Annotated in this window: 18 protein-coding genes; 8 read left to right on the top strand and 10 right to left on the bottom strand. The window is 74.6% G+C overall.

Going from position 1 to position 20,537, the window contains the following annotated elements; translation table 11 throughout:
- Positions 1–295: 295 nt before the first annotated feature.
- Positions 296–1,714 (bottom strand): HEAT repeat domain-containing protein, encoded by a 1,419-nt coding sequence (locus GBN72_RS29175; protein ID WP_151774929.1) that lies wholly within the window; start codon positions 1,712–1,714, stop codon positions 296–298.
- A gap of 326 nt (positions 1,715–2,040) precedes the next feature.
- Positions 2,041–2,433, bottom strand: a complete 393-nt coding sequence (locus tag GBN72_RS29170; RefSeq protein WP_151774928.1) for an ankyrin repeat domain-containing protein — start codon at positions 2,431–2,433, stop codon at positions 2,041–2,043.
- 459 nt (positions 2,434–2,892) lie between these two features.
- On the opposite strand from GBN72_RS29170, the gene GBN72_RS29165 reads away from it, so the two are divergent.
- Complete coding sequence (locus tag GBN72_RS29165) at positions 2,893–3,087, top strand: hypothetical protein (RefSeq protein ID WP_151774927.1); 195 nt, start codon at positions 2,893–2,895, stop codon at positions 3,085–3,087.
- 80 nt (positions 3,088–3,167) lie between these two features.
- Positions 3,168–5,183 carry a hypothetical protein gene (locus GBN72_RS29160; protein ID WP_174887222.1) on the top strand — a complete coding sequence of 672 codons (2,016 nt, stop codon included), beginning with the start codon at positions 3,168–3,170 and terminating at the stop codon, positions 5,181–5,183.
- Between the two features lie 50 nt (positions 5,184–5,233).
- Here GBN72_RS29160 and GBN72_RS29155 read toward each other — a convergent pair whose 3' ends face one another.
- On the bottom strand, positions 5,234–6,733 hold the full coding sequence (locus tag GBN72_RS29155; RefSeq protein ID WP_151774926.1) for an SCO1417 family PLP biosynthesis transcription factor: 1,500 nt from the start codon (positions 6,731–6,733) through the stop codon (positions 5,234–5,236).
- Positions 6,734–6,831: 98 nt separating this feature from the next.
- Here GBN72_RS29155 and yczE point away from each other — a divergent pair, with 98 nt between their 5' ends.
- From yczE to GBN72_RS29135, 4 genes are all read left to right on the top strand, one after another.
- The gene (gene yczE, locus GBN72_RS29150) at positions 6,832–7,512 is read left to right on the top strand and encodes a membrane protein YczE (RefSeq protein WP_151774925.1); all 681 of its coding nucleotides are present in this window, start codon (positions 6,832–6,834) and stop codon (positions 7,510–7,512) included.
- The gene (locus GBN72_RS29145; protein ID WP_151774924.1) at positions 7,509–8,279 is read left to right on the top strand and encodes a glycerophosphodiester phosphodiesterase family protein; all 771 of its coding nucleotides are present in this window, start codon (positions 7,509–7,511) and stop codon (positions 8,277–8,279) included. The genes yczE and GBN72_RS29145 overlap by 4 nt, the downstream gene beginning before the upstream one ends.
- 37 nt (positions 8,280–8,316) lie before the next feature.
- On the top strand, positions 8,317–9,663 hold the full coding sequence (locus GBN72_RS29140) for an MFS transporter (RefSeq protein WP_151774923.1): 1,347 nt from the start codon (positions 8,317–8,319) through the stop codon (positions 9,661–9,663).
- Positions 9,664–9,929: 266 nt separating this feature from the next.
- Entirely contained in the window at positions 9,930–10,307 is a 378-nt protein-coding gene (locus GBN72_RS29135) for an RNA polymerase-binding protein RbpA (RefSeq protein ID WP_108957122.1), read from the top strand.
- 269 nt (positions 10,308–10,576) lie between these two features.
- Here GBN72_RS29135 and fxsA read toward each other — a convergent pair whose 3' ends face one another.
- The 4 genes from fxsA to GBN72_RS29115 all read right to left on the bottom strand — a co-directional run bounded on the left by fxsA (position 10,577) and on the right by GBN72_RS29115 (position 15,321).
- Positions 10,577–11,206: an FxsA family membrane protein gene (gene fxsA / locus GBN72_RS29130; protein WP_151774922.1), complete on the bottom strand. Its 630-nt coding sequence runs from the start codon at positions 11,204–11,206 to the stop codon at positions 10,577–10,579.
- A 26-nt stretch (positions 11,207–11,232) separates the two neighbouring features.
- Complete coding sequence (locus tag GBN72_RS29125; RefSeq protein ID WP_151774921.1) at positions 11,233–12,030, bottom strand: polyprenol monophosphomannose synthase; 798 nt, start codon at positions 12,028–12,030, stop codon at positions 11,233–11,235.
- Between the two features lie 1,168 nt (positions 12,031–13,198).
- A complete protein-coding gene (locus GBN72_RS29120) occupies positions 13,199–14,818 on the bottom strand; it encodes an amidohydrolase (RefSeq protein ID WP_151774920.1) in 1,620 nt (539 codons plus the stop codon).
- Between the two features lie 62 nt (positions 14,819–14,880).
- The gene (locus GBN72_RS29115; protein ID WP_151774919.1) at positions 14,881–15,321 is read right to left on the bottom strand and encodes an Lrp/AsnC family transcriptional regulator; all 441 of its coding nucleotides are present in this window, start codon (positions 15,319–15,321) and stop codon (positions 14,881–14,883) included.
- 233 nt (positions 15,322–15,554) lie between these two features.
- On the opposite strand from GBN72_RS29115, the gene GBN72_RS29110 reads away from it, so the two are divergent.
- Positions 15,555–15,995, top strand: a complete 441-nt coding sequence (locus GBN72_RS29110) for a hypothetical protein (RefSeq protein WP_151774918.1) — start codon at positions 15,555–15,557, stop codon at positions 15,993–15,995.
- Positions 15,996–16,301: 306 nt separating this feature from the next.
- Here the strand turns inward: GBN72_RS29110 and GBN72_RS29100 are convergent, their stop codons facing one another.
- From GBN72_RS29100 to GBN72_RS29090, 3 genes are all read right to left on the bottom strand, one after another.
- Positions 16,302–17,483, bottom strand: a complete 1,182-nt coding sequence (locus GBN72_RS29100; protein WP_151774916.1) for an acyl-CoA dehydrogenase family protein — start codon at positions 17,481–17,483, stop codon at positions 16,302–16,304.
- 470 nt (positions 17,484–17,953) lie between these two features.
- Entirely contained in the window at positions 17,954–18,097 is a 144-nt protein-coding gene (locus tag GBN72_RS29095) for an SCO1431 family membrane protein (RefSeq protein WP_151774915.1), read from the bottom strand.
- Positions 18,098–18,245: 148 nt separating this feature from the next.
- Positions 18,246–19,619: a C39 family peptidase gene (locus GBN72_RS29090; protein ID WP_151774914.1), complete on the bottom strand. Its 1,374-nt coding sequence runs from the start codon at positions 19,617–19,619 to the stop codon at positions 18,246–18,248.
- Between the two features lie 245 nt (positions 19,620–19,864).
- Between GBN72_RS29090 and GBN72_RS29085 the strand changes: the two genes are divergently transcribed.
- Entirely contained in the window at positions 19,865–20,527 is a 663-nt protein-coding gene (locus GBN72_RS29085; RefSeq protein ID WP_246212979.1) for a uridine kinase family protein, read from the top strand.
- Positions 20,528–20,537 lie beyond the last annotated feature (10 nt).

Here is a 20,537-nt window from a genome sequence, read left to right as displayed (position 1 = left end):
CCCGTGAGCGTTGTTCCTCGCCGCCGCCGGGGCGCTCGGCCGCGCCGGCACCGCGGACGCCGCGGGCCGCCGCCGGGCCCTGCGCGGGCGGACGGCGCCGCTCATGCCCCGGCCTCCGCCCCTTCCCGGGGCTCCGCCTCCTGCCGGAGCGGGCCCTCCTGCGCGCCCGCGAGGCCCGCGCCGCGCCCCCTCCCCCGTCGTCCCGGCGCCACGGCGTGCGCGGGACGGGAACGCCGTGGCCCGTGTGCGGCCTCGCCGCACCCCGCGAAGACGGGCGCGGGGTGCGGCGGTGGGGTCAGGCGGCGGACTTGTCGGTGGCGATGCGGGTGCGGACGGCGAGCTGGACGTCGTCCTCCTCGGCGGGGTCGGCGGCGAGGCGGCGGAGGCGTTCGGCGACGCGGGCGTCACCCGTCTCGGCGTGCCGCGCGGCCAGTTCGCGCGTGGTCTCCTCGCAGTCCCACAGGCACTCGACCGCGAACCCCGCGGCGAAGGAGGGGTCGGTGGCGGCCAGGGCCCGCGCGGCCCGCCCGCGCAGGGAGGAGGAGGCCGTCTCGCGGTAGACGTGCCGCAGCACCGGGGCGGCGCAGGCGATGCCGAGGCGTCCGGCGCCGTCGACCAGGGTCCACAGGGTGGGCGCGTCGGGGCCCTCGGTCCGCACGGCGGTGCGCAGCGCGGCGAGCACCAGCGCGCCGTCCCGGGCGTCGCCGCGCAGCGCGAGCACCCGTCCGGCCGCCGCGCCGAGCGGATCGGGCCGGTGGGACCAGGCGCGGGCCGCGTCGACGGCCCCGGCGGACCGCATCCGTTCGAAGGCGTCCACGGCGGCCTCCTGGACGACGCCCGGGCCGTCGGCCACCGCGGCGTCGATCAGGGCGAGGATCTGCGGGTCGCCGGTGTCGGCGAGGTGACGCAGGGCGGCACAGCGGGCGCCGTCGGGGCCTGACCGGGCGGCCTCCAGCAGTTCGGGACGGTCCTCGGGGCCGGCCACGGCGAGCAGGCACCGCGCGGCGGGCGCCTGGAGCTGCGCGCCCCGTTCGGCGCCCTGCTGGGCCCAGTCGAGGATGGCGCGCACGCTCCAGGAGGGCCGTGGGCCGGTGGAGTCGAGCTGGCGCTGCCAGCGGTCGAAGCTGGCGGCCTCGCGGGCGGCGCGGATCCGGTCGCGGACGGCGGGGCGCGGGTCGTCGGCCCACAGCCGCCAGGGCCGCGGTTCGAAGGCGTCGCGCACCATGGCGGCCAGTTCGGCGTCGCCCTGGGGATGTGCGGGGAAGCGGGCCAGCACGGGCACGGCGAGGGCACGCAGGCCCGCGTCGTCGTCGCGCAGGGCGAGCTCGTCGAGGGCCCACGCCCAGTTGGCGCCCTGTGCGGCGTAGCGGCGCAGCAGGTCCAGGGCGTCCCGCCGGCCGTAGGAGGCGAGGTGGCCGAGGACGGACAGGGCGAGCCCGGTCCGGTTCTCCTCGGGGTCGAGGACGTCGTCGGGGCCCAGCAGGTGGGCCTCGAGCGCCGCCAGGCCCCCGTCGAGGTCGAGGTAGAGCCGGGCGTAGTACAGGGAGCGGTTCTCCAGCTGCCAGTCGTGGCGCGGATCGTGGAGCACGCACCGGTCGAGGGCCTCGAGCGCCTCGGCACGGGGGGCGGTGAGCGCGTGCAGGGTCCCGTCGCCTCGGCCCCGCTGAAGCAGGCCGAGCAGGGTGCCGCTGGGCGCTATGACCGGATCGAACATGGGAAACAGCCTCACATCAAGCGTCGACGCAACCGGGAGATCACTTCACCTGGCCGCGACAACACGTCCGGGCTCCCGCCGTTTTCTGCTCGTGGTAGACCATTTTCCTCTGCCTCTCGTCGGTGGTCCTTCCGGACCGGTCACGGTCCACGCGGTTCGGCAACTCCTGCCCAGCCGTCGCGTCCGTGAATCACCTGGCCATCATGACTCGCCGGTTCACCGCGTGGCGACCGGATTTCGGTGCGGCCATCCGGATCCTCCCGTTGGATCTTCCTGGTGGGACGTCCGGTGTCGCCCGAGGTCAGCGCGGTGCGACCGGTCAACGGTCAGGCGGCGCCGAAGAGTTCGAGCACCTCGGTCCGCCCGAACATGCGGGCGGTGTCGACGGCGGAGGGGGTTCCGGCGGCCGGGTCGGCGCCGCCCTCCAGCAACGCCTTGACGACCTCCGTCTCCCCCTTGAAGACGGCGCCCGCCAACGGCGTCTGACCACGGTCGTTGACCCGGTCGGCCTGCGCGCCGCGGTCCAGCAGGGCGCGCACCGCCCCGGGGTGGCCGTGGTATGCGGCGAGCATGATCAGGCAGTCGCCCCGGTCGTTGGTGAGGTCCGCCGGAACGCCCGCGTCCAGGTACGAGACGAGCGCCGCGGTCTCACCCTTGCGCGCCATCTCGAAGATCCTGGTCGCGAGCTCCACGACCTCCGGGTCGGGGGCTTCGGTCATCGCCGGGTCCGCCTCTCTCCTCCGCGCGGCCGTCCGGTGCGCCGCTGCCTGCCTGCTCGCCTGTCGCCTGTTCCGCCGTCCGGCGCATTCGGCCGGCGGGCGGGCGTCCGGGTGACCGGACCACGCAGAGCCTACGGCCTGCGGGGAAACCACCGGGCGACGGATCTCCCACGGGCGTGCGCACCGGCACACGCGCTCCACCGTACGAGTGAATCGGCGACATGCCGGAGATCACTGCCCGGCCCCCGGCCAGGGGGCGGTGAAGATCGTCGACGTCCGCCCGGCCCCGGCGCGGGGCGTCCGTACGCCATCGGGCGGCCGGAACCCGGCAGAACACCTCCACCAGGCGGTGGAAATCAGCGGTAAATCACTCAGTTGCACCTTTTGTCGTATCGATACATGCTGTGATCCTGGAACAACTCGTGGTGACTGTCCCCACCCGAACACCAGGAGAACCTCATGATCCTGTCCATCTCCGGCGTCGTGCTCTTCGGCATCATCGTCTTCCTGTTCTTCAGGAAGGACGGCCTCAAGGGGTCGCACGCCGTCGTCTCGGTCCTGTTCGGCTTCTACCTGTCCAGCACGGCGATCGCGCCGAGCATCAAGGCCGGCGGCGAAAGCCTGGCGAGCCTGCTGGGCGGACTGAAGTTCTGACCCCGGAGGTGCACCCGGGCGGACCCGCCCCCGCTTCCCATCCCGCGAGAACCCTTCGGCACGGACATCAGGAGACCTCAGTGGCCCGGCGCCCCCTCCCCCGCATCCTGCGCTACGGCGGCGAGCACCTCGCACGCGGCCGGGAGCTGGCCCGGACAGCGGGCGCCGGCGCCACGGACGTCCTCCATCCGCTGATCACGGTGGCCCGCGGGCTGGGCCGCCTGGCCTCCGCGGCCCGGCGGAGGTGGGCGGGCACCCCCAAGGACCGGCGCGGACCCGTGCTGTTCCTGGTGGCGTCGGTCCTGTTGGTGATCGTGCTGACGCCCCACGGCGCCGTGCTGGCCGCCGCCACACTGCTGGCGGCGGCCGGCTGGCGGGGCCGGGACCGGGCGGAGCGGCGGCCGGCGGGAGTTCCGGACGAGGAGCAGGCCCAGCGCCTGAGGTCGCTGTACGAGGCGCTGGTCCCCTACTTCTCCACCGTGGAGGACCCCGCTCCCCTCTACTCGCACGGCGGGGAGTGGCAGGAGCCCTTCGAGACGCACGAGTTCGACGACACCGGCCGGATCTCCCGGCTGGTGCTGCGCTATCCCGCCTACTTCACCGACGGGGAGGCCGCGGCCCGTGCCCGCGTCGAGCAGTTGCTGCACGCCAAGGCCGGGCGGGGGCGCGAGTACCGGTTCGGCTGGGACGAGGAGGCGAACCGGCTCACCCTGGAGGTGCTTGCGCCCCTGCCCACGGACGTCACGCCCGAGACGTTGGTCAACTCGCCGGGCGAGACGGTCCTCGGCTTCACCGACCCCGCCGGGCCCGCGGACCCCGCCCATCCCGCGCACACGCCACCGGCGGCCGACGGCGAGCGGGGCGGGGACGTTCCTCCGGTGGTGTGGCACACCGGCCCCCGCTCCACCGAGCCGCATCTGCTGGCGCTGGGCTCCCCCGGCACCGGGACGTCGACGCTGCTGCGGTGCGTCGCCCTGCAGGCGCTGCGCCACGGTGACGTGCTGATCGTGGACGGCGGCGCCGCCGGGGAGTACGCCTGCCTCACCGGGCGCAGCGGTGTGATCGCGGTGGAGTGTTCCGCGGCGGGCGCCCGGGCCTCGCTGGAGTGGGCCTCCCGCGAGACGGAGCGCCGGCTGATCGCCGCCAACCGGGCGCGGCAGTCCGGCCGGCCCGTGCCGGAGGACACCCGGCGGCCCCTGTGGATCGTGGTGGACCGCCCGGCCGCGCTGGGCCATCTGGCGGCGGCCGAGGGCGGCGGCGACCCGCAGGCGCTGCTCCAGGTGCCGCTGCGGCACGGCCGGGCGGCCAACGTGACGGTGGTCGTGGCCGAGCACCTGGAGAGCGCGCAGGCCCTGAGCGAGGCGGTGCGGCAGCACACCCGGGCGCGGGTGCTGCTGGGGCCGTCCTCGGTGGAACAGCTGACGGCGGTGCTGGGCATGGCGCCCCGCTCCACCCCGCCCTCGCTGGTGCCGGCCGGGCGGGGCTACGCGCGGCTGGGCGCGGGGCCGGTCCTGCGGGTGCAGGTGCCCGCGACGCCGGACCCGTACGACGAGACCGCCGAGGTGAGGCACCGCGAGGCGGTGCGTGAGCTGCTGCCCCCGAGGGCTGCCGGGGCGGGGGCGGCTGCCGCCACCGCCTCGACGGCCACCGCGAAGGACGCGGACAGCGACACCGACACCGACACGAGCACCGACACGGAGACCAGCACCAACGCCGACGCCGACGCGAGCGCCGAAGCAGACACCCGGACCGACGCCGACACCCATACCGACACCGCGGCCGACACCGACACCGAGGCCGAAGCCGAGGCCGACACCGACACCGAGGCCGAAGCCGAGACCGACACCGAGGCCGACACCGAGGCAGAGGCCGAGGCAGCGGCCGAGGCAGCGGCCGAGGCAGACAACGACGCCGACCCGAGCACCGACGGCCGGACCGACACGAACACCGTCGCCGTGAACCAGGCCGCCGAGCCCCCGGAGGTGGCGGGGGTGGCGGCGGTCGACTTCATGAAGGACCCGGCCCACCTGGACGAGCCGGGCATGCCCTCCGAGGCTGACGCCGACCCAGGGGAGCCCGCCCGGGCCGAACTCTAGGCGGCCGGGCGGCCGGGCGGGCGGCGCGGCCCGCCCGCCAGGCCCGCCCGTCAGGCCACGAACGCGCGGGTCGCCTCCACGCCCAGCGGCGCCCCCGTCTCCACCAGGCGGACGGCGTCGGCCAGCCGTGAGGCCGCCTCCTCGGCCAGCGCGCCGCCCACCGTGAACGGCAGCCGGACGTACCCCTCGAACGCCCCGTCGACCCCGAATCGGGGGCCGGAGGCCACCCGGACGCCCACCCGCTCCCCGGCGACGGCGATCCGTGAACCGGAGAGCCCGCCCGCCCGGACCCAGAGGGTGAGCCCCCCGGCCGGCACCGTGAACTCCCAGGACGGCAGCTCCCGCCGGACCGCTGCGACCAGCGCGTCCCGGTTCTCGCGGGCCTGGGCGCGCCGCCAGGCGACGGCGTCCTCCCACTCCCCGGTGTCCATCAGCCAGGCCACCGCGAGCTGTTCCAGCACCGGCGTGCCGAGGTCGGCGTAGGCGCGGGCGGCGACCAGCGACCGGATGATCTCGGGCGCGGCCCGGACCCAGCCGATCCGCATCCCGGCCCAGAACGCCTTGCTGGCGGACCCCACCGTGATCACCGAGGAGCCGGCCGGGTCGAAGGCGCACATCGGCCGCGGCAGCTCCACGTCCTCGTCGAGCCGCAGCTCCCGCATGGTCTCGTCGGCGACCACGACCGTGCCCGCCGCCCGGGCGGCATCGACCAGGAGCCGCCTGCGCTCCTCGTCGGCGAGCGCGCCCGTCGGGTTGTGGAAGTCCGCGACCACGTAGGCGAGCCGCGGCGCGGACTCGCGCAGCACCTGGCGCCAGCGCTCCATCTCCCAGCCCGTGACGCCCTTCCCCATCGCGACCGGCACCAGCCGCGCGCCGGCCTCACGGATCAGCTGGAGGATGTTGGCGTAGCTGGGCGACTCCACGGCGACCCGCTCGCCACGCCCGGCGAAGAGGTGGCAGATGGCGTCGATCGCACCCATGGCGCCCGTGGTCACCATGACCTGCTCCGGCATGGTGGGCACGCCGAGCTCGGTGTACCGGCGCGCGATGGTGGCGCGCAGCGCCGGCAGGCCGGCCGGGTAGTCGCCGTGGGTGGTGGCGTACGGCGGCAGGTCGCCGAGGGCTCCCTGGACGGCACGGGTCACCCACGGCTCGGGGGCGTTCAGCGCGGCGGTTCCCAGGTCGATGAGGGTGCCGAGGGACTCCGGCGGCAGCGGCTCCAGACCACGGGCGGGCAGCGGGTTGCCGGGCGGGACGGCGGTCCAGCTGCCGGCGCCGCGCCGTGACTCCAGGAAGCCCTCGGCGCGCAGGGCCTCGTAGGCGGCGGCGACGGTGGTGCGGCTGACCGAGATCGCCGAGGCGAGTTCCCGCTCCGCGGGCAGCCGGGCGGCGACCGGGACCCGGCCCTCGAGCACCAGCAGCCGGATGCCGTCGGCGAGAGCCCGGTACGCGGGCAGGCGGCGGTCTCCCGGCCGGGGCGGCCGCTGCTGCTGCGAGGCGAGCTGCCGGGCCAGTTGGGGGGCGCCCACCACCGAGGTCCACCGTTGCATGCGTCCAGTCCACCTTCCCCGAATTGGCCCTGTCGAGCCGTAGCCCACAAGCCACAGAGTGGCACGCACCGGTCCACGATCACCACAGGGGGTTCCTCTTGCTCGCCCGCCGCCTCGTCCAGCTCTACCTCGGTCTCACCCTCTACGGGGCGAGCTGCGCGCTGCTGCTGCGCGCGGAACTCGGTCTCGAGCCCTGGGGGGTCCTCAACCAGGGCGTGTCCGAACTGACCGGCCTGACCGTCGGCACCGTCTCCGTCCTGGTCGGCGCCCTGGTCCTGCTGCTCTGGATCCCCCTGCGCCAGCGCCCCGGTCTGGGCACCGTCTCCAACGTCTTCGTGGTGGGCCTCACGATGGACGCCACCCTCGCCCTGGTCCCCGCCGCCGACGGGCTCCCGGCCCGCTGGTTCCTGCTGCTCACCGGGCTGGTCCTCAACGGCCTCGCCTCCGGCCTCTACATATCCGCCGGCTTCGGTCCGGGTCCGCGGGACGGCCTGATGACGGGACTGCACCGCCGCACCGGCCGCTCCATCCGCCTGCTGCGCACCGGCATCGAGCTCGCCGTCGTGGTAACCGGGTTCCTGCTGGGCGGCACCGTCGGCGCGGGCACGGTGCTGTACGCGCTGGCCATCGGCCCGCTGATCCAGTTCTTCCTCCGTCTCTTCACGCCCGCACGCGCGGCACGGCCCGACTCCGAGCGGGAGCCGGCCCCTGACCCCGACGAGGTCACCGCGGGCCCCCTCTCGGCCCCGGCCCCCGAGGGCGCGATACTGCGTCCGTGACGACGACCCGCACCCGCCACCCGTATCTGGACCACCCCGGCCCGATCGCCTTCGCGCACCGCGGCGGGGACGCCGACGGGCTGGAGAACACCGCCGCACAGTTCCGGCGCGCCGCCGACGCCGGTTACCGGTACATGGAGACCGACGTCCACGTCACGGCCGACGGCGTGCTGGTCGCCTTCCACGACGACACCCTGGACCGGGTGACCGACGGCGCCGGCCGGATCTCCGGGCTGCCGTGGAGCGAGGTCCGGCAGGCACGGGTGGCGGGCCGGGAGCCGGTGCCGCTCCTCGGGGAACTTCTGGAGACCTTCCCCGACGTCCGATGGAACGTGGACGTCAAGGAGGAGGGGGCACTGCTCCCGCTGCTGGAGCTGCTGGAGGCCACGTCCTCCTGGGACCGGGTGTGCGTGGGGTCGTTCTCGGAGTCCCGGGTGGCGCGCGCCCAGCGGCTGGCCGGCCCCCGGCTGGCCACCTCGCTCGGCACCGCCGGCGTCCTCGGTCTGCGGCTGCGCTCCTGGGGGCTGCCCGTCGGCCCGCGGACGTCCGCGCTGGCCGCCCAGGTCCCGGTCGCCCAGTCCGGGGTCCCGGTGGTGGACCGCCGCTTCGTCCGCGCGGCACACGCCCGCGGCCTGCAGGTACACGTGTGGACGATCAACGATTCCGTAGAAATGCACAGGCTCCTCGACCAAGGGGTCGATGGCATCATGACCGATCACATCGACACGCTGCGCGCGGTGATGGAGGACCGGGGCGTCTGGGCCTGACCACGCGCGGCTCCCATCGGCGCGAAGCGAGGTTCGGGTGGGCAGCATCACAGTGCGGACGGACGGGGCCGGCACGGCCGACGGACGTCGGCGCGAGCAGCGCGGCTGGTACTTCTACGACTGGGCCTGCTCGGTCTACTCCACCAGCGTGCTCACCGTCTTCCTCGGCCCCTACCTGACCTCGGTCACCAAGGCCGCCGCCGACGAGGAGGGGCTGGTCCACCCGCTCGGGATCCCCGTGAGCGCGGGCTCGTTCTTCGCCTACACGGTGTCCCTGTCGGTGGTCGTCGCGGTGCTGGTGATGCCGGTGGTGAGCGCCGTCGCGGACCGCACCGGCCGGAAGAAGCCGCTGCTGGGGCTCTTCGCCTACCTGGGCGCCACCGCGACCACCGCCATGTTCTTCCTGGACGGCGACCGCTACCTGCTGGGCGGCCTCCTCCTGATCGTCGCCAACGCCTCCCAGTCGGTGGCGGCCATGCTGTCCAACGCCTTCCTCCCGCAGATATCCACGCCCGAGGAACGCGACGCGGTCTCCTCGAAGGGCTGGGCGTTCGGGTACGCGGCGGGCGCGCTGATGCTCGTCCTGAACCTGGTGCTGTACACGATGCACGACTCCTTCGGTCTCACCGAGTCGACCGCGGTCCGCATCTGCCTGGCCTCGGCGGGTGTCTGGTGGGGCGTGTTCGCCCTCGTTCCGCTGCGCCGGCTGCGCGACCGCAGGGCGCCGGACGCGGAGTCCTCCGCGTCCACCCCGCGCCGCCTGCTCGAGACGCTGCGCGACATGCGCCGCCACCCGCTCACCCTCGCCTTCCTGCTGGCCTACCTGGTCTACAACGACGGCATCCAGACGGTGATCTCGCAGGCGGCGATCTTCGGCTCCGAGGAACTGGGGCTGGAGCAGTCCACGCTGATCACGGCGGTGCTGCTGGTGCAGGTGCTGGCCGTGGCCGGAGCGCTGGCGCTGGGCCGGATCGCCAGGCGGCACGGCGCCAAGCGCACCGTCCTCGGCTCGCTGGCCGCCTGGACCCTGGTGGTGGCCGCCGCCTACTTCATGCCCTCCGGGAACGCGGTCTGGTTCTTCGCGCTGGCGTCCGGCATCGGCCTGGTCATGGGCGGCAGCCAGGCGCTGTCACGTTCGCTCTTCTCCCACCTGGTCCCGCCGGGCAAGGAGGCCGAGTACTTCGCCGCCTACGAGATCAGCGACCGCGGCACGAGCTGGCTCGGCCCCCTGGTCTTCGGACTGACGTACCAGCTGACCGGCAGCTACCGGGACGCGATCATCTCCCTGGTGGCCTTCTTCGCACTCGGATTCCTGCTCCTGGCTCGTATTCCTGTGCGGCGTGCAGTCGCCGAGGCGGGGAACACGGTTCCGGAGAAGCTCTGATGCTTTTGGACCCGGAGACGGCGGGGCGGTAGTGTACGCGTTTGGCCTGCCAGGCGTACCGTTACTGCGCGACAAAGGCGCCGCGACGTCGAGTGACATCTCCCGCCAGATGTGACAAAGCGGGCGATGGTGGGTACAACAAGGGGCGGCTACGACGGCGACGCATTCGCGTGGAACGGGAATCTTTACCGCCGACCGGACGTTGAGCCGGATGACGACGACAGCGACACCTGTCCTGTGGGCGACAAGCCCGGGAGGCACGATTCATGAGTGAGCGAGCTCTTCGCGGCACGCGCCTCGTGGTGACCAGCTACGAGACCGACCGCGGCATCGACCTGGCCCCGCGCCAGGCGGTGGAGTACGCATGCGAGAAGGGGCATCGGTTCGAGATGCCCTTCTCGGTCGAGGCGGAGATCCCGCCGGAGTGGGAGTGCAAGGTCTGCGGGGCCCAGGCACTCCTGGTGGACGGTGACGGACCGGAGGAGAAGAAGGCGAAGCCGGCCCGTACGCATTGGGACATGCTCATGGAGCGCCGTACCCGTGAGGAACTCGAGGAAGTCCTTGAGGAGCGTCTCGCGGTACTGCGTTCCGGGGCGATGAACATCGCCGTTCATCCTCGCGACACGCGACGCAAGTCGGCGTAGCCCTCGGCTCGAGCGTCGCGACCCGCGCAAGCACGGCCGCGGGCGCCGCACGTGATCTCACGTACGGCGCCCGCGGCCGTGTTTTTTGGTGGCGCCGGGTTCGCCGCGGTGCCGGGGGCCTCGCGGTGCCGAGGATCTGGCGCTGCCGCGGGTCTTCGCGCTGCCGGCGGTTCCTGCGGGTCCCGCCCCGTGTGCGGTGAGGGCCGCCGGACGGCCTCAGGCTGTCCGGCGGCCCTCACGGCTGCCCGGGGGTCAGAGGATCAGGGGGGTCAGGGGATCAGCGGCGGGCGCTGGTCCTGGGCGCCGGGGCCGTGTTCGTCGCGGACGGCCTCCTCGCGGATGACCTCGCCCTGGACGACCTTGCCGTCGGGGCGGTGGATGCGGGCCTGCTGGAAGAGGCCCTCCATGCCCGTCGTGGCCCGGGCCAGCCGGCGTTCCAGGGACCGCTCCAGCGCGGCCCGCACCTTGCGCTGCACCGGCGGCACGAGGAGCAGCAGCCCCGCCACGTCGGTGATCAGCCCGGGCACGATCAGCAGGATGCCGCCGAGCATGGTGAGGCCGTTGCCCTCGCTGTCCGGCGCGTCCCCGCCGCCCGGCCCCTGCCCGTCCTGCCGACCGCGCATCGCCGCGTCCAGCGAGCGGAAGGCGCGTCGCCCGGCCCGCTTGACCACCGCGGCGCCCAGCAGCACACCGGCGACCAGCAGCAGGAGGACGGTGAGGCCGCCCGCCGCGTCCGCGACCAGCGTCAGCAGCCAGATCTCGAGCACCAGCCACGCGGCCACGCCGAGCGGCACTGCGGTGCGCGCCCGGGAACGGGGCTGCCGGGCCGGGCGCGAGGAGGAGGCCGAGGAGCCGGAGGAAGTGGTGGGAGGGAAGGAGCGCTGAGGGCCGGTCGTCATGCCTCCAGTGTGCCTGGTGGCCCCCGTCACCCGCGCCGGGGCCGCCCGAGAACCCGTCCGGCCCGCTCCCCCACGCCCCAGGCGGTGACCCGCCAGAGCGCCTCGACCAGGATGTCGCGGCTCATCTTGGAGTCGCCGTGCTCGCGCTCCACGAAGGTGATCGGCACTTCGACCACGTGGTAGCCGGCCCGCACGGCGCGCCGGGCCAGGTCGACCTGGAAGCAGTACCCCTGGGAGGCGACGTCGGAGAGCCCGAGCCCCTCCAGGGTGGCGCGGCGGAAGGCGCGGAACCCGCCGGTGACGTCGCGGATGGGGACGTCGAGCAGGACCCGGGAGTAAAGGCTTCCGCCGCGGGAGATGAACTCGCGCGAGCGGGGCCAGTTGACGACCCGGCCTCCGGGCACCCAGCGGGACCCGAGGACCAGGTCGGCGCCCTTGAGCGCGGTGAGCAGCCGGGGCAGTTCCTCCGGCTGGTGGGAGCCGTCGGCGTCCATCTCGATCAGGACGTCGAAGCCGTGCTCGATTCCCCAGCGGAAGCCTGCGAGGTAGGCGGCGCCCAGCCCCTCCTTGCCCCTGCGGTGGAGGACCTTGACCTGGTCGTCCTCGGCCGCCAGCTCGTCGGCGATCTTGCCGGTGCCGTCCGGGCTGTTGTCGTCGGCGACGAGGACGTGCGCCTCGGGGACGGCGGCCCGGACGCGGCGGACGATCGGCGCGACGTTGTCGGCCTCGTTGTAGGTCGGGATGATCACCAAGGCCTTGCCGAGCGGGCCGAACCGTCTCTCCTGGCCACCCGCGGCGGGGGCACCGACGCCGTCCTCGTTCACTGCTGCCCTTTCGTCTCCGCGCCGTCGACCGCGCGGAGGCGGGCGCCGTGCGCAGCCAAGTCCCTACGCCGGGGACCACCTTAGTGGGCGGCCTCCGGGCGGACACGACGGCGCGACGGGACCGGTGTCCCGGCGGGACGGGGGCCGGGGCCGCGGAAGCGCGCAAAGGGGTCGTACCCGGGACAGGACGACCGCAGCGCGGCCACGGGACGCGCGGCCGTGGGCCTGCCCGCTCCGCCGGGGCGGTGCGGGCACGGGGCGCCGGTCGCCGGAGGCGGGGGTCGCGCGTCACCGGCAGGTACACGCGGGCGAGGAAGTCCGGCCCCGCCGAACGGGCAGCGCGGGCAAGCGGCGACGGAAGCCCGGGAAACGACCGGACAGGCCCCGGCACGGGGCACGGCGGACGAGGCCCGGACACGTCGCGAAGGCCCGCGCACCGCGGCGGGCGGAAGCCCGGGAACAGGGTTGTGCGCCGCGCGGCAAGCCAGGGAACGGGACGCGGCGGGCTGAAGCCCGGGTAACGGCTGCGGGGAAGCCCGCGCACCACGACCGACGGAGGCCCGAGGCAAGGAGGTGCGCGGCGCACGCGAGCCCGGCAACAGGGTGCGGGCGGCGGACGGCAGCCTGGGCATCGGGGCTGTGCGGCGGGCGGGAGCCCGGGGTCGGGGTGTGCACGCGACGGGCGGGGACGGCACGGGGTGCGCGCACGCGACGGGCAGGGCGGACCGGGTGCGCGGACGCCTGGCGGGGGCGACCCCGGGGCGGGAGCGCCGGGCGGGGGCCGTCGTCCTTCGGGCCGGCCCGGGACCCGCAGGCTGCGGATCCGCCGAAGGCCGTTGTCTGTTGAACGCCGGCACCCCGCCTGGTCCCACCTGCCGACCGGCAACGACCCCCCTCGGGACGTCACGGCCGCTGGACCTGGCACAGCGGGCCGGTGCGCCGCCCCGGCGCACCGCCCCGACCCAGCGGCGGCGCCCCGAGTGCGCGGGGGCTCCCGGTCGGGCGTCCGTCGGTGGACCCGGCCGAACCTACCCGGCGCCCGCCGCGCCGTGTCAAACCCGGGCCATTGCTGCGCGGACCCCGTTCGGGGAACGTTCCTTCCCCCGCGCCCGCACGGGGCCCGGCACGTCCGCCCCGGGCGCCCGGGGCGGACGCCCGGCGGCGGAGATCACTCGCCCGGCCGCACGAAGACCGTCTCGCCGCCCACCACCGTGCGCAGACAGACCGGCAGGGCGGAGCCGGGCGTGAGGTCGGGCAGGCCCGGGGTTCCGGAGCGCGGGTCGGTCGACCAGCGGGCCACCCGGTCGTCGGGGGCCTGCACGATCAGTTCCCCGGTGTGCCAGACCGCGTAGTCGGCGGGGGCGCCGGGCACCAGCACGCCCGCGTCGTCACGTCCGACCGCCCGCCAGCCGCCGCGGGTGTGCGCGGTGAATGCGGCGCGGACCGAGACCCGGTGGCCGGGCGTGCGGTGGAAGGCGGCGGCGCGGACGGTGCCCCACGGGTCGAGCGGGGTGACCGGGCTGTCGGAGCCGAACGCCAGCGGCACGCCCGCGCGCAGCATGGCGGCGAACGGGTTGAGCGTGCGGGCCCGCTCGACGCCGAGGCGCTGGGCGTACATGCCCTCCTCGCCGCCCCAGAAGGCGTCGAAGGCGGGCTGCACGGAGGCGGTGAGGCCGAGTTCGGCGAAGGCGGCGATCGTCGCCTCCGTCATCATCTCGGCGTGCTCGACGCGGTGCCGGGCGGCGCGGATCCGGGCGAGGCCGACCTTCTCGGCGGCGGCCCGGACGCCCTCGGCCACGGCGGTGACGGCGGCGTCGCCGATGGCGTGGAAGCCCGCCTGGAGGCCCGCCTCGGTGCAGGCGGTCACGTGGGCGGCCACCGCGGCGGCGTCCAGGTAGGGCGTGCCGCTGTGGCCGGCGTCGGCGTAGGACTCGTGGAGGCAGGCGGTGTGCGAGCCGAGGGAGCCGTCGGCGAAGAGGTCGCCGGCCGCGCCCAGGGCGCCGAGTTCCCGGGCCTTGTCGACGTCCTGCTCGGCCCAGTAGCCGACGACGCGCGGGCCGGGCTCCTCGGCGGCGAGGCGCAGCAGGCCGGTGAAGTCGTCCTCGGAGGAGATGTGCGGGCCGCCGCACTCGTGGAGGGTGCCGATGCCGACGGAGGCGGCGTGGGCCCGGGCGGCACGCTGGGCCTCCGCGCGCTGGGCGGGGGTGACGGCGCCGAAGGCGGCGGCGCGGACGGCGTGGTGGGCGTCGCCGGTGAGCGGGAGGTCGGCGGCGAAGCCGGTCATGGCGGTGACGCCGGGGACCAGGTCGAGCAGCGCGGTGGTCACCACGGCGGAGTGGACGTCCACCCGGGAGAGGTACAGCGGGCGGCCGCCGGTGGCCTTGTCGAGTTCCTCGCGGGTCGGCGGGCGGCCGCCGGGCCAGCGGGCGGCGTCCCAGCCGTGGCCGAGCAGGACCCGGTCGCCGGGGCGGGCCGCGGCGAAGTCGCGGATCCGGTCGAGGGCCACCCCCAGCGAGGCGGCGCCGGACAGGTCGAGGCCGGTGAGGGCGAGACCGGTGCTGGTGGTGTGCACGTGGGCGTCGGTGAAGGCGGGGGTGACCAGGGCGCCCTCCAGGTCGACCACCTCGTCGACCCCCTCGGCGAAGGCGTCGGCGGCGCCCTCGGAGCCGACCCAGGCGACGTGGCCGCGCTCGACGACCATGGCGGTGGCGAAGGGGTCGGCGGGGCTGTGGACCTCACCGCCGCGCAGCAGGACGGTGCGGGAGGTCGGGGCGGTGCCATTACTCATGGGGAACAGTCTCTCGCCCCGCCGGCGCGGTCGGCGCGCGGGGGTGGAGCGGCCCGGGCGGGTCAGAGGCGGGGCGGGCGGCTCTCGTAGGGCGTGGAGAGGACCACGGTGGTGCGGGTGGAGACGCCGGCCAGGGCGCGTACCCGGGCGAGCAGTTCCTCCAGCTCGTGGGGGGTGGAGACGCGCACCTTGAGGATGTAGTTCTCGTCCCCGGCCACGCTGTGGCAGGCCTCGATCTCCGGCACGCCGGCCAGCCGGTCGGCGATGTCGTCGGGCGCGCTGGGGTCGAAGGGCTTGACGGAGATGAACGCGGTCAGCGGCAGTCCCACCGCCTCGGCGTCGACGACCGCCGCGTAGCCGCGGATGACGCCGCGTTGTTCCAGCCGGCGCACCCGCTGGTGCACGGCCGACGTGGACAGGCCCGTGGCCTTGCCCAGGTCCGTGTAGCTCATCCGCCCGTCCTCGACGAGCAGCCGCACGATCTGTCGGTCCAGCTCCTCCATGCGGCAAAAGCTACAGGGCCGGCGATCGGCGGGCACAGACGCGTCCACGGACCGGCCGGTCCGGGCCGCGTGAGTGGGCGGTGTGAGGCCTTTGTGCATGACTATGTGACGAAGGACACACTTCCTGACCGGCCTCCATGATGTTCACGTGATTACCTGCCCGGGGCGCAGGGAAATGCTTGCTGTGGTCGAGGCCGCAGAGCCTTACGGCCCAGCCCGAGGGGGAGTACCCGATGCACAGTCTTCAGCGCCCTGGCCGTTCCGCGTCCAGGAGGCCCCAGGTCGTCGAACCCGAGCCGGAGGGCGTCGAACCGGACGCCGCGGACGACGAGTTCGACGCCTACGACACCTTCGAGATGTACCGGGTGATCTGCCCGGACTGCGCGCAGCCCATCGCGCTCCTGGCGGACGAGGCCGTCCTGCCGGAGCACGCGCTGTGCGCCTCGCCGTGGAACCCGTTCGGCCTGACCGTGTGCGCGGGCACCGGGCGGACGGCCGCGGAGGCCGAGCCGGCGGACGCGGGGACGGACCCGCAGGAGCAGGAGACCGGTCTGCTGCTCACGCTGCCCGCCGGCCTGGACTGGCGGACGCAGCCCTTCTCGCACGTCGGCGGTCCGGGGTCGCGCCCCCTGCGCGCGCCGATGACCCGCCGCCTCATGGGCCGCGCGGCCTGATCCCGCGCCCGGGCCGGGCGGCCCGGGCCCGTGCCCGAACTGATGCGCTGACGCCCGGCGGGGTGACGTGTCGCCGCCCCGGGCGTTCTCCCGGTATGACCGCAACCTCTTCGGCCATGGCCAGGCGGCGAAGTGTGTTCGTCCCGGGCCCGGCGGAGGCGCCGGCGGCTCCGGCGCCCGCGTCCGAGGACCCTCCCATCTACCGCGACCTGATGCGCAGCTGGGCAGAGGGAGGGCGGACCCTTCCCGGCCGCGACGACCCGGAGTGGGCCCGGCTGGCGACGCCGCCGGGCCGGCGCGCGGCGGTCAGCGGGACTCGGGGCCCAACAGGTGACGGCCGATGACCATCCGCTGGATCTGGTTGGTGCCCTCGACGATCTGCAGCACCTTGGCCTCCCGCATGTGACGCTCCACGGGGAAGTCCGCGGTGTAGCCGTAGCCGCCGAGGACCTGGACGGCGTCGGTGGTGACCTTCATCGCGGCGTCGGTGCAGAACAGCTTCGCCATGGCCGCCTGCCGGGAGAACGGCCGCCCGGCGTCCCGCAGCCGTGCCGCGGCCAGGTAGAGGGCGCGGCCCGCCTCGACCTGGGTCGCCATGTCGGCGAGCAGGAACCGCAGGCCCTGGAAGTCGCCGATGGGCCTGCCGAACTGGCGGCGCTCGCCCGCGTAGGCGGTGGCGGCGTCCAGCGCCGCCTGGGCCACTCCGATCGCGCAGGCCGCGATGCCGAGCCGGCCGGAGTCGAGGGCGGCGAGGGCGACGGCGAAGCCCTGGCCCTCCTCGCCGAGCCGGCGGTCGTCGGCGAGCCGGACGCCGTCGAAGTGGACCTGGGCGGTGGGCGAGCCCTTCATGCCCATCTTCTTCTCGGGCGCGGCCGCGCTCAGCCCGGGGGCGTCGCCGGGGACCAGGAAGGCGGTGATCCCGCGGGGCCCGTCGACGCCGGTGCGGGCCATCAGCGTGTAGAAGTCGGCGACGCCGCCGTGGGTGATCCACGCCTTGGTGCCCTCGACCACCCAGTCGCCGTCGGCGCCCTCGCGGACCGCCCGGGTGCGCAGCGAGGCGGCGTCGGAGCCGGAGGCGGGCTCGGAGAGGCAGTAGGCGCCCAGCAGGCCGCCGCCGAGCATGGCGGGCAGGTGCTCCAGACGCTGCTGCTTGGTGCCGAAGTGGGCCAGCGCGTGGCAGGAGAGGGTGTGCACGCTCACCCCGAGACCGACGGTGAGCCGGGCCGCGGCCAGCTCCTCCAGGACCTGGAGGTAGACCTCGTAGGGCTGCTCGCCGCCGCCGTACTCGGCGGAGTAGGGCAGGCCGAGCAGTCCGGAGGCGGAGAGCAGCGCGAACAGCTCCCGGGGGAAGTGCCCCGCCTCCTCCTCGTCGGCCGCCTTCGGGGCGATCTCACGCTGGGCGATCTCGCGGACCAGCGCCAGCAGGTCCCGGGCCTCCTCGGTGGGCAGCGCGCGGTCGACCGGCTGCGGGGCACCGTGATCGGTCATGGCGGTGTTCTCCTCCCTGTACGGGCACAGGGCGGGCGACCGCTTGGATGACGCGGGTCCCGCCGGCTCACGGGCAGGGCCGACGCCCTTCCGGATCACGGAAGAAAACGGCAGGTCGGCGGCTGCGCGCTGTGAGTATGCCCGGTCGCCGTCGCCACGTCACCGGTTAACGGTCGCTTACTTGTAACGGATGGGAAACAGGTCCGCGGACGACGGCAGGGCGCGGCGGGAATCCGGCCGGAGACCGGCAGGGCATGGACGAAGGACGGGCGGCGGACGCGCCGGGCAAGGACGGGAGAAGGGCCGGAGGGCCGACGGAGGACGGGCTGAGGACAGGTGGAGGACGGGCTGAGGACAGGGTGGGAGACCTGCGGAAAAGCCGGTGGAGCCCGGCCGGTGGCCGGGCTCCACTGCTGTTCGTTCTCGTGTTCGTTCTCGCGGGCCGCTTCCGCCCGCGTCGCCGGTGCGGGTCAGACCAGGCCGAGCCGGGTGACCAGCATGGCCATCACGACGACCAGGACCCAGCCGGCGATGTGCTCGACGAGGTTGTTGTCGTCGTCGTCCTTCGGGCCGCCGGTGAGGGTGCGGGTCAGGGTGGCAGTCGCTGCGCTCATGGTCTCTCGCTCAGGTCGCGTGCGGTGGTTCCCCCCGGGAACCGGCCGCGTGACCGGACCCGTTCTTCCACCATGCCATCGCATCGGGCTCGCGGTGCGGAGAGCTTCGTCACAGAACCGCAGGTCAGCGGATGCGTCAGCGACTTCGTCAGCGGATTCCCACCGCCCCCAGGGCCTTGCGCTGGGCGGGCGTGGGGTGGGCCGGGAAGTACAGGTAGCAGACGCCGCCGGTGCCCGAGGCCACCTTGCCGCTCGCGTTGTAGCGCTTGGTCCGCAGCCAGATGTTCTCCCACTCGCGGCGCTGGTAGACGCGCCGGACCGCCTCGTTGCTCGGTGAGGCCGGGTCGTTGGCGACGACGTCCCCGTCGGCGGTGAAGCCGATCACCGTCATCAGGTGGCCCGAGGTGCCGTATCCCGCGCCGGTGAGCTCGCTCGCCAGGAAGGACTGCGACGTTATGACGGGGATGCCGGCCGCGATCAGCGTCTCCAGGTCGGTGAGCGACCCCAGCCGCGTCACCACGCCCTGGAGGCCGGGGTAGGTGGCGGCGTAGGCGGCGTTGAACGGCCAGTTGCCGCAGCCCTGGTACTGGTGGTCGTAGGTGAAGCGGGCCGCGTGGCAGACCTGCGGGTCGGCGAACTCGGGGTTGACCCAAGCCAGTTGTTCGGCCGTGGGCTTCCGGCCCCAGTACTCGATGATCATCTGCGACGAGGTGGGGCTGCACCACGCCTCGCCGCCGTTGTCGTACTCGGGGTACTGGCCGACGTGGGTGTTCTGCGAGTAGCGCGGCACCGGCAGTTCGCGGGTCACCCTCGGGGTCGTGGCGGCGACGGTGAAGCGGTCCGGGACGTCGGAGCCCATCGCGCCGAGCCGCCACACGGTGGGGGTCGCTCCCGAGCCCGGGCGGCGGTAGAGGGTGAGGCGCAGGCGGTAGGAGACCAGGCGCAGCCCGGTGGAGGCGTCGTCCACCGAGAAGGTGTCGGTCCAGACGGTGCTCTTGTTGTCGGTCTGGTCGTCCACGGAGGTCCGGCGGATGTCCTGGTCGCCGGCGGCCCAGCGGCCCATCACGTACCAGGGGGTGTCGGTGCCGTCGTTGTACCTGCCCTGGAGTTCGACCTGGATCCAGGTGCCCGCCGGGGTGTCGGCGTTCCAGCTGGGGATCACCTCGGTCGCGGGGACCTTGAGGCGGTGCGACGGGGAGGTCCAGGTGGCGTACTCCCAGGGGGCGGAGGTCCCGGTGTGCGGGTCGGTGTACTCGGTAACGCCGGCCGGAACGGCGAGGGCGACTCCGGGACGGGCGCCGGAAAGGGTACGCACACCGTGGGCGCGGCCCTCGCGCCAGTCGGTGTAGGTGACCCAGGCGCGGTTGTCCACCAGCCGCCCGGCGGCGGCCGCCCCGGCCTCGGGGGCGCGGGCGTCCGCCTCGGCGGCGGTCGCCGGGACCGCGGTGGTTCCGGCGACGGCCGCGGCGACCGCCGCGGCGAGAACGGTTCTGCGGGACGGCGATTGGGCTCTGTTGCTCATGGCTGATCGGCCCCCAGGGGTGAGCTTCGGGTGATGGTGTCCACGGCTCCGGGCCCCACTATGGCCAAGCGGCCCGCCGCCGATCCAGTACCTCGGCCGTTCCGGACGGCGGCAATATTGGTATCTACCTCTGGTAGCAGCGGTCATGACGGAGCCGGCGGACCGGCACGGTGCCGGCCCCCGGACCCTCCGGCCGGTCCCCGGCCGGGCGGCCGTACGGGGTGACCGGCGCCTAGAGTGGAACCGTGTTCGACGCCCTCGCCTCCGCCCTGCTCCGGCTGCCGCCGTCGTGCGGGCCGGTGCGGCTGATCGGTGTCGACGGGCACGCCGGGTCCGGCAAGACCACCTTCGCCGCCCGCCTGGCGGAGGCGCTCGGGGGCGCGCCGGTGCTCCATCTCGACGACATCGCCACCCACCGGGAGCTGTTCTCCTGGACCGCCCGGTTCGCCTCCGAGGTGCTGGAGCCGCTGCGGGAGGGGCGCACGGCCCGCTTCGCGCCCTACGACTGGTCCGCACGCCGCTTCGGCGCGCCACGTCCGTTGCCGCCCGCCCCCGCGGTGGTCGTCGAGGGGGTCGGGGCCGGCCGGCGCGCCCTTCGCCCGTGTCTGGCCCGTCTGATCTGGATGGATGTGCCGGCCGAGGAGTCCTGGCGGCGTGGCCGGCTGCGGGACGGCGAGGAGCAGCGGGCCTTCTGGGACCGGTGGGAGACGGCCGAGCGCGCGCACTTCGCGCGCGATCCCTCGCGCCCCCACGCGCACCTGCTGGTCCGTGGAGCGGCCTTTGGCTACGAGGTGACGGAAGGCCCCTCCCCCACTTTCCTCACGGTCGGTGACGACCCGTCGGCACCATGCGAACCCCTGCGTCCCGGGCGGTACGGAACCTCCGAACGGGACGCCGGCACGGCTTGACCCCGGGGCC

It is taken from the genome of Streptomyces abyssomicinicus, assembly GCF_008974245.1.
Classification (GTDB): Bacteria; Actinomycetota; Actinomycetes; order Streptomycetales; family Streptomycetaceae; genus Streptomyces; species Streptomyces abyssomicinicus.
Note: the sequence above shows the minus strand (reverse complement) of the source record. Positions and strands in the feature narration are given on the sequence as shown.

Coding starts and splice junctions, on each gene's coding strand:
- GBN72_RS29175 (WP_151774929.1), bottom strand. CDS start 1,714: ATGTTCGATCCGGTCATAGCGCCCAGCGGCACCCTGCTCGGCCTGCTT.
- GBN72_RS29170 (WP_151774928.1), bottom strand. CDS start 2,433: ATGACCGAAGCCCCCGACCCGGAGGTCGTGGAGCTCGCGACCAGGATC.
- GBN72_RS29165 (WP_151774927.1), top strand. CDS start 2,893: ATGATCCTGTCCATCTCCGGCGTCGTGCTCTTCGGCATCATCGTCTTC.
- GBN72_RS29155 (WP_151774926.1), bottom strand. CDS start 6,733: ATGCAACGGTGGACCTCGGTGGTGGGCGCCCCCCAACTGGCCCGGCAG.
- GBN72_RS29135 (WP_108957122.1), top strand. CDS start 9,930: ATGAGTGAGCGAGCTCTTCGCGGCACGCGCCTCGTGGTGACCAGCTAC.
- fxsA (WP_151774922.1), bottom strand. CDS start 11,206: ATGACGACCGGCCCTCAGCGCTCCTTCCCTCCCACCACTTCCTCCGGC.
- GBN72_RS29120 (WP_151774920.1), bottom strand. CDS start 14,818: ATGAGTAATGGCACCGCCCCGACCTCCCGCACCGTCCTGCTGCGCGGC.
- GBN72_RS29115 (WP_151774919.1), bottom strand. CDS start 15,321: ATGGAGGAGCTGGACCGACAGATCGTGCGGCTGCTCGTCGAGGACGGG.
- GBN72_RS29110 (WP_151774918.1), top strand. CDS start 15,555: ATGCACAGTCTTCAGCGCCCTGGCCGTTCCGCGTCCAGGAGGCCCCAG.
- GBN72_RS29100 (WP_151774916.1), bottom strand. CDS start 17,483: ATGACCGATCACGGTGCCCCGCAGCCGGTCGACCGCGCGCTGCCCACC.
- GBN72_RS29095 (WP_151774915.1), bottom strand. CDS start 18,097: ATGAGCGCAGCGACTGCCACCCTGACCCGCACCCTCACCGGCGGCCCG.
- GBN72_RS29090 (WP_151774914.1), bottom strand. CDS start 19,619: ATGAGCAACAGAGCCCAATCGCCGTCCCGCAGAACCGTTCTCGCCGCG.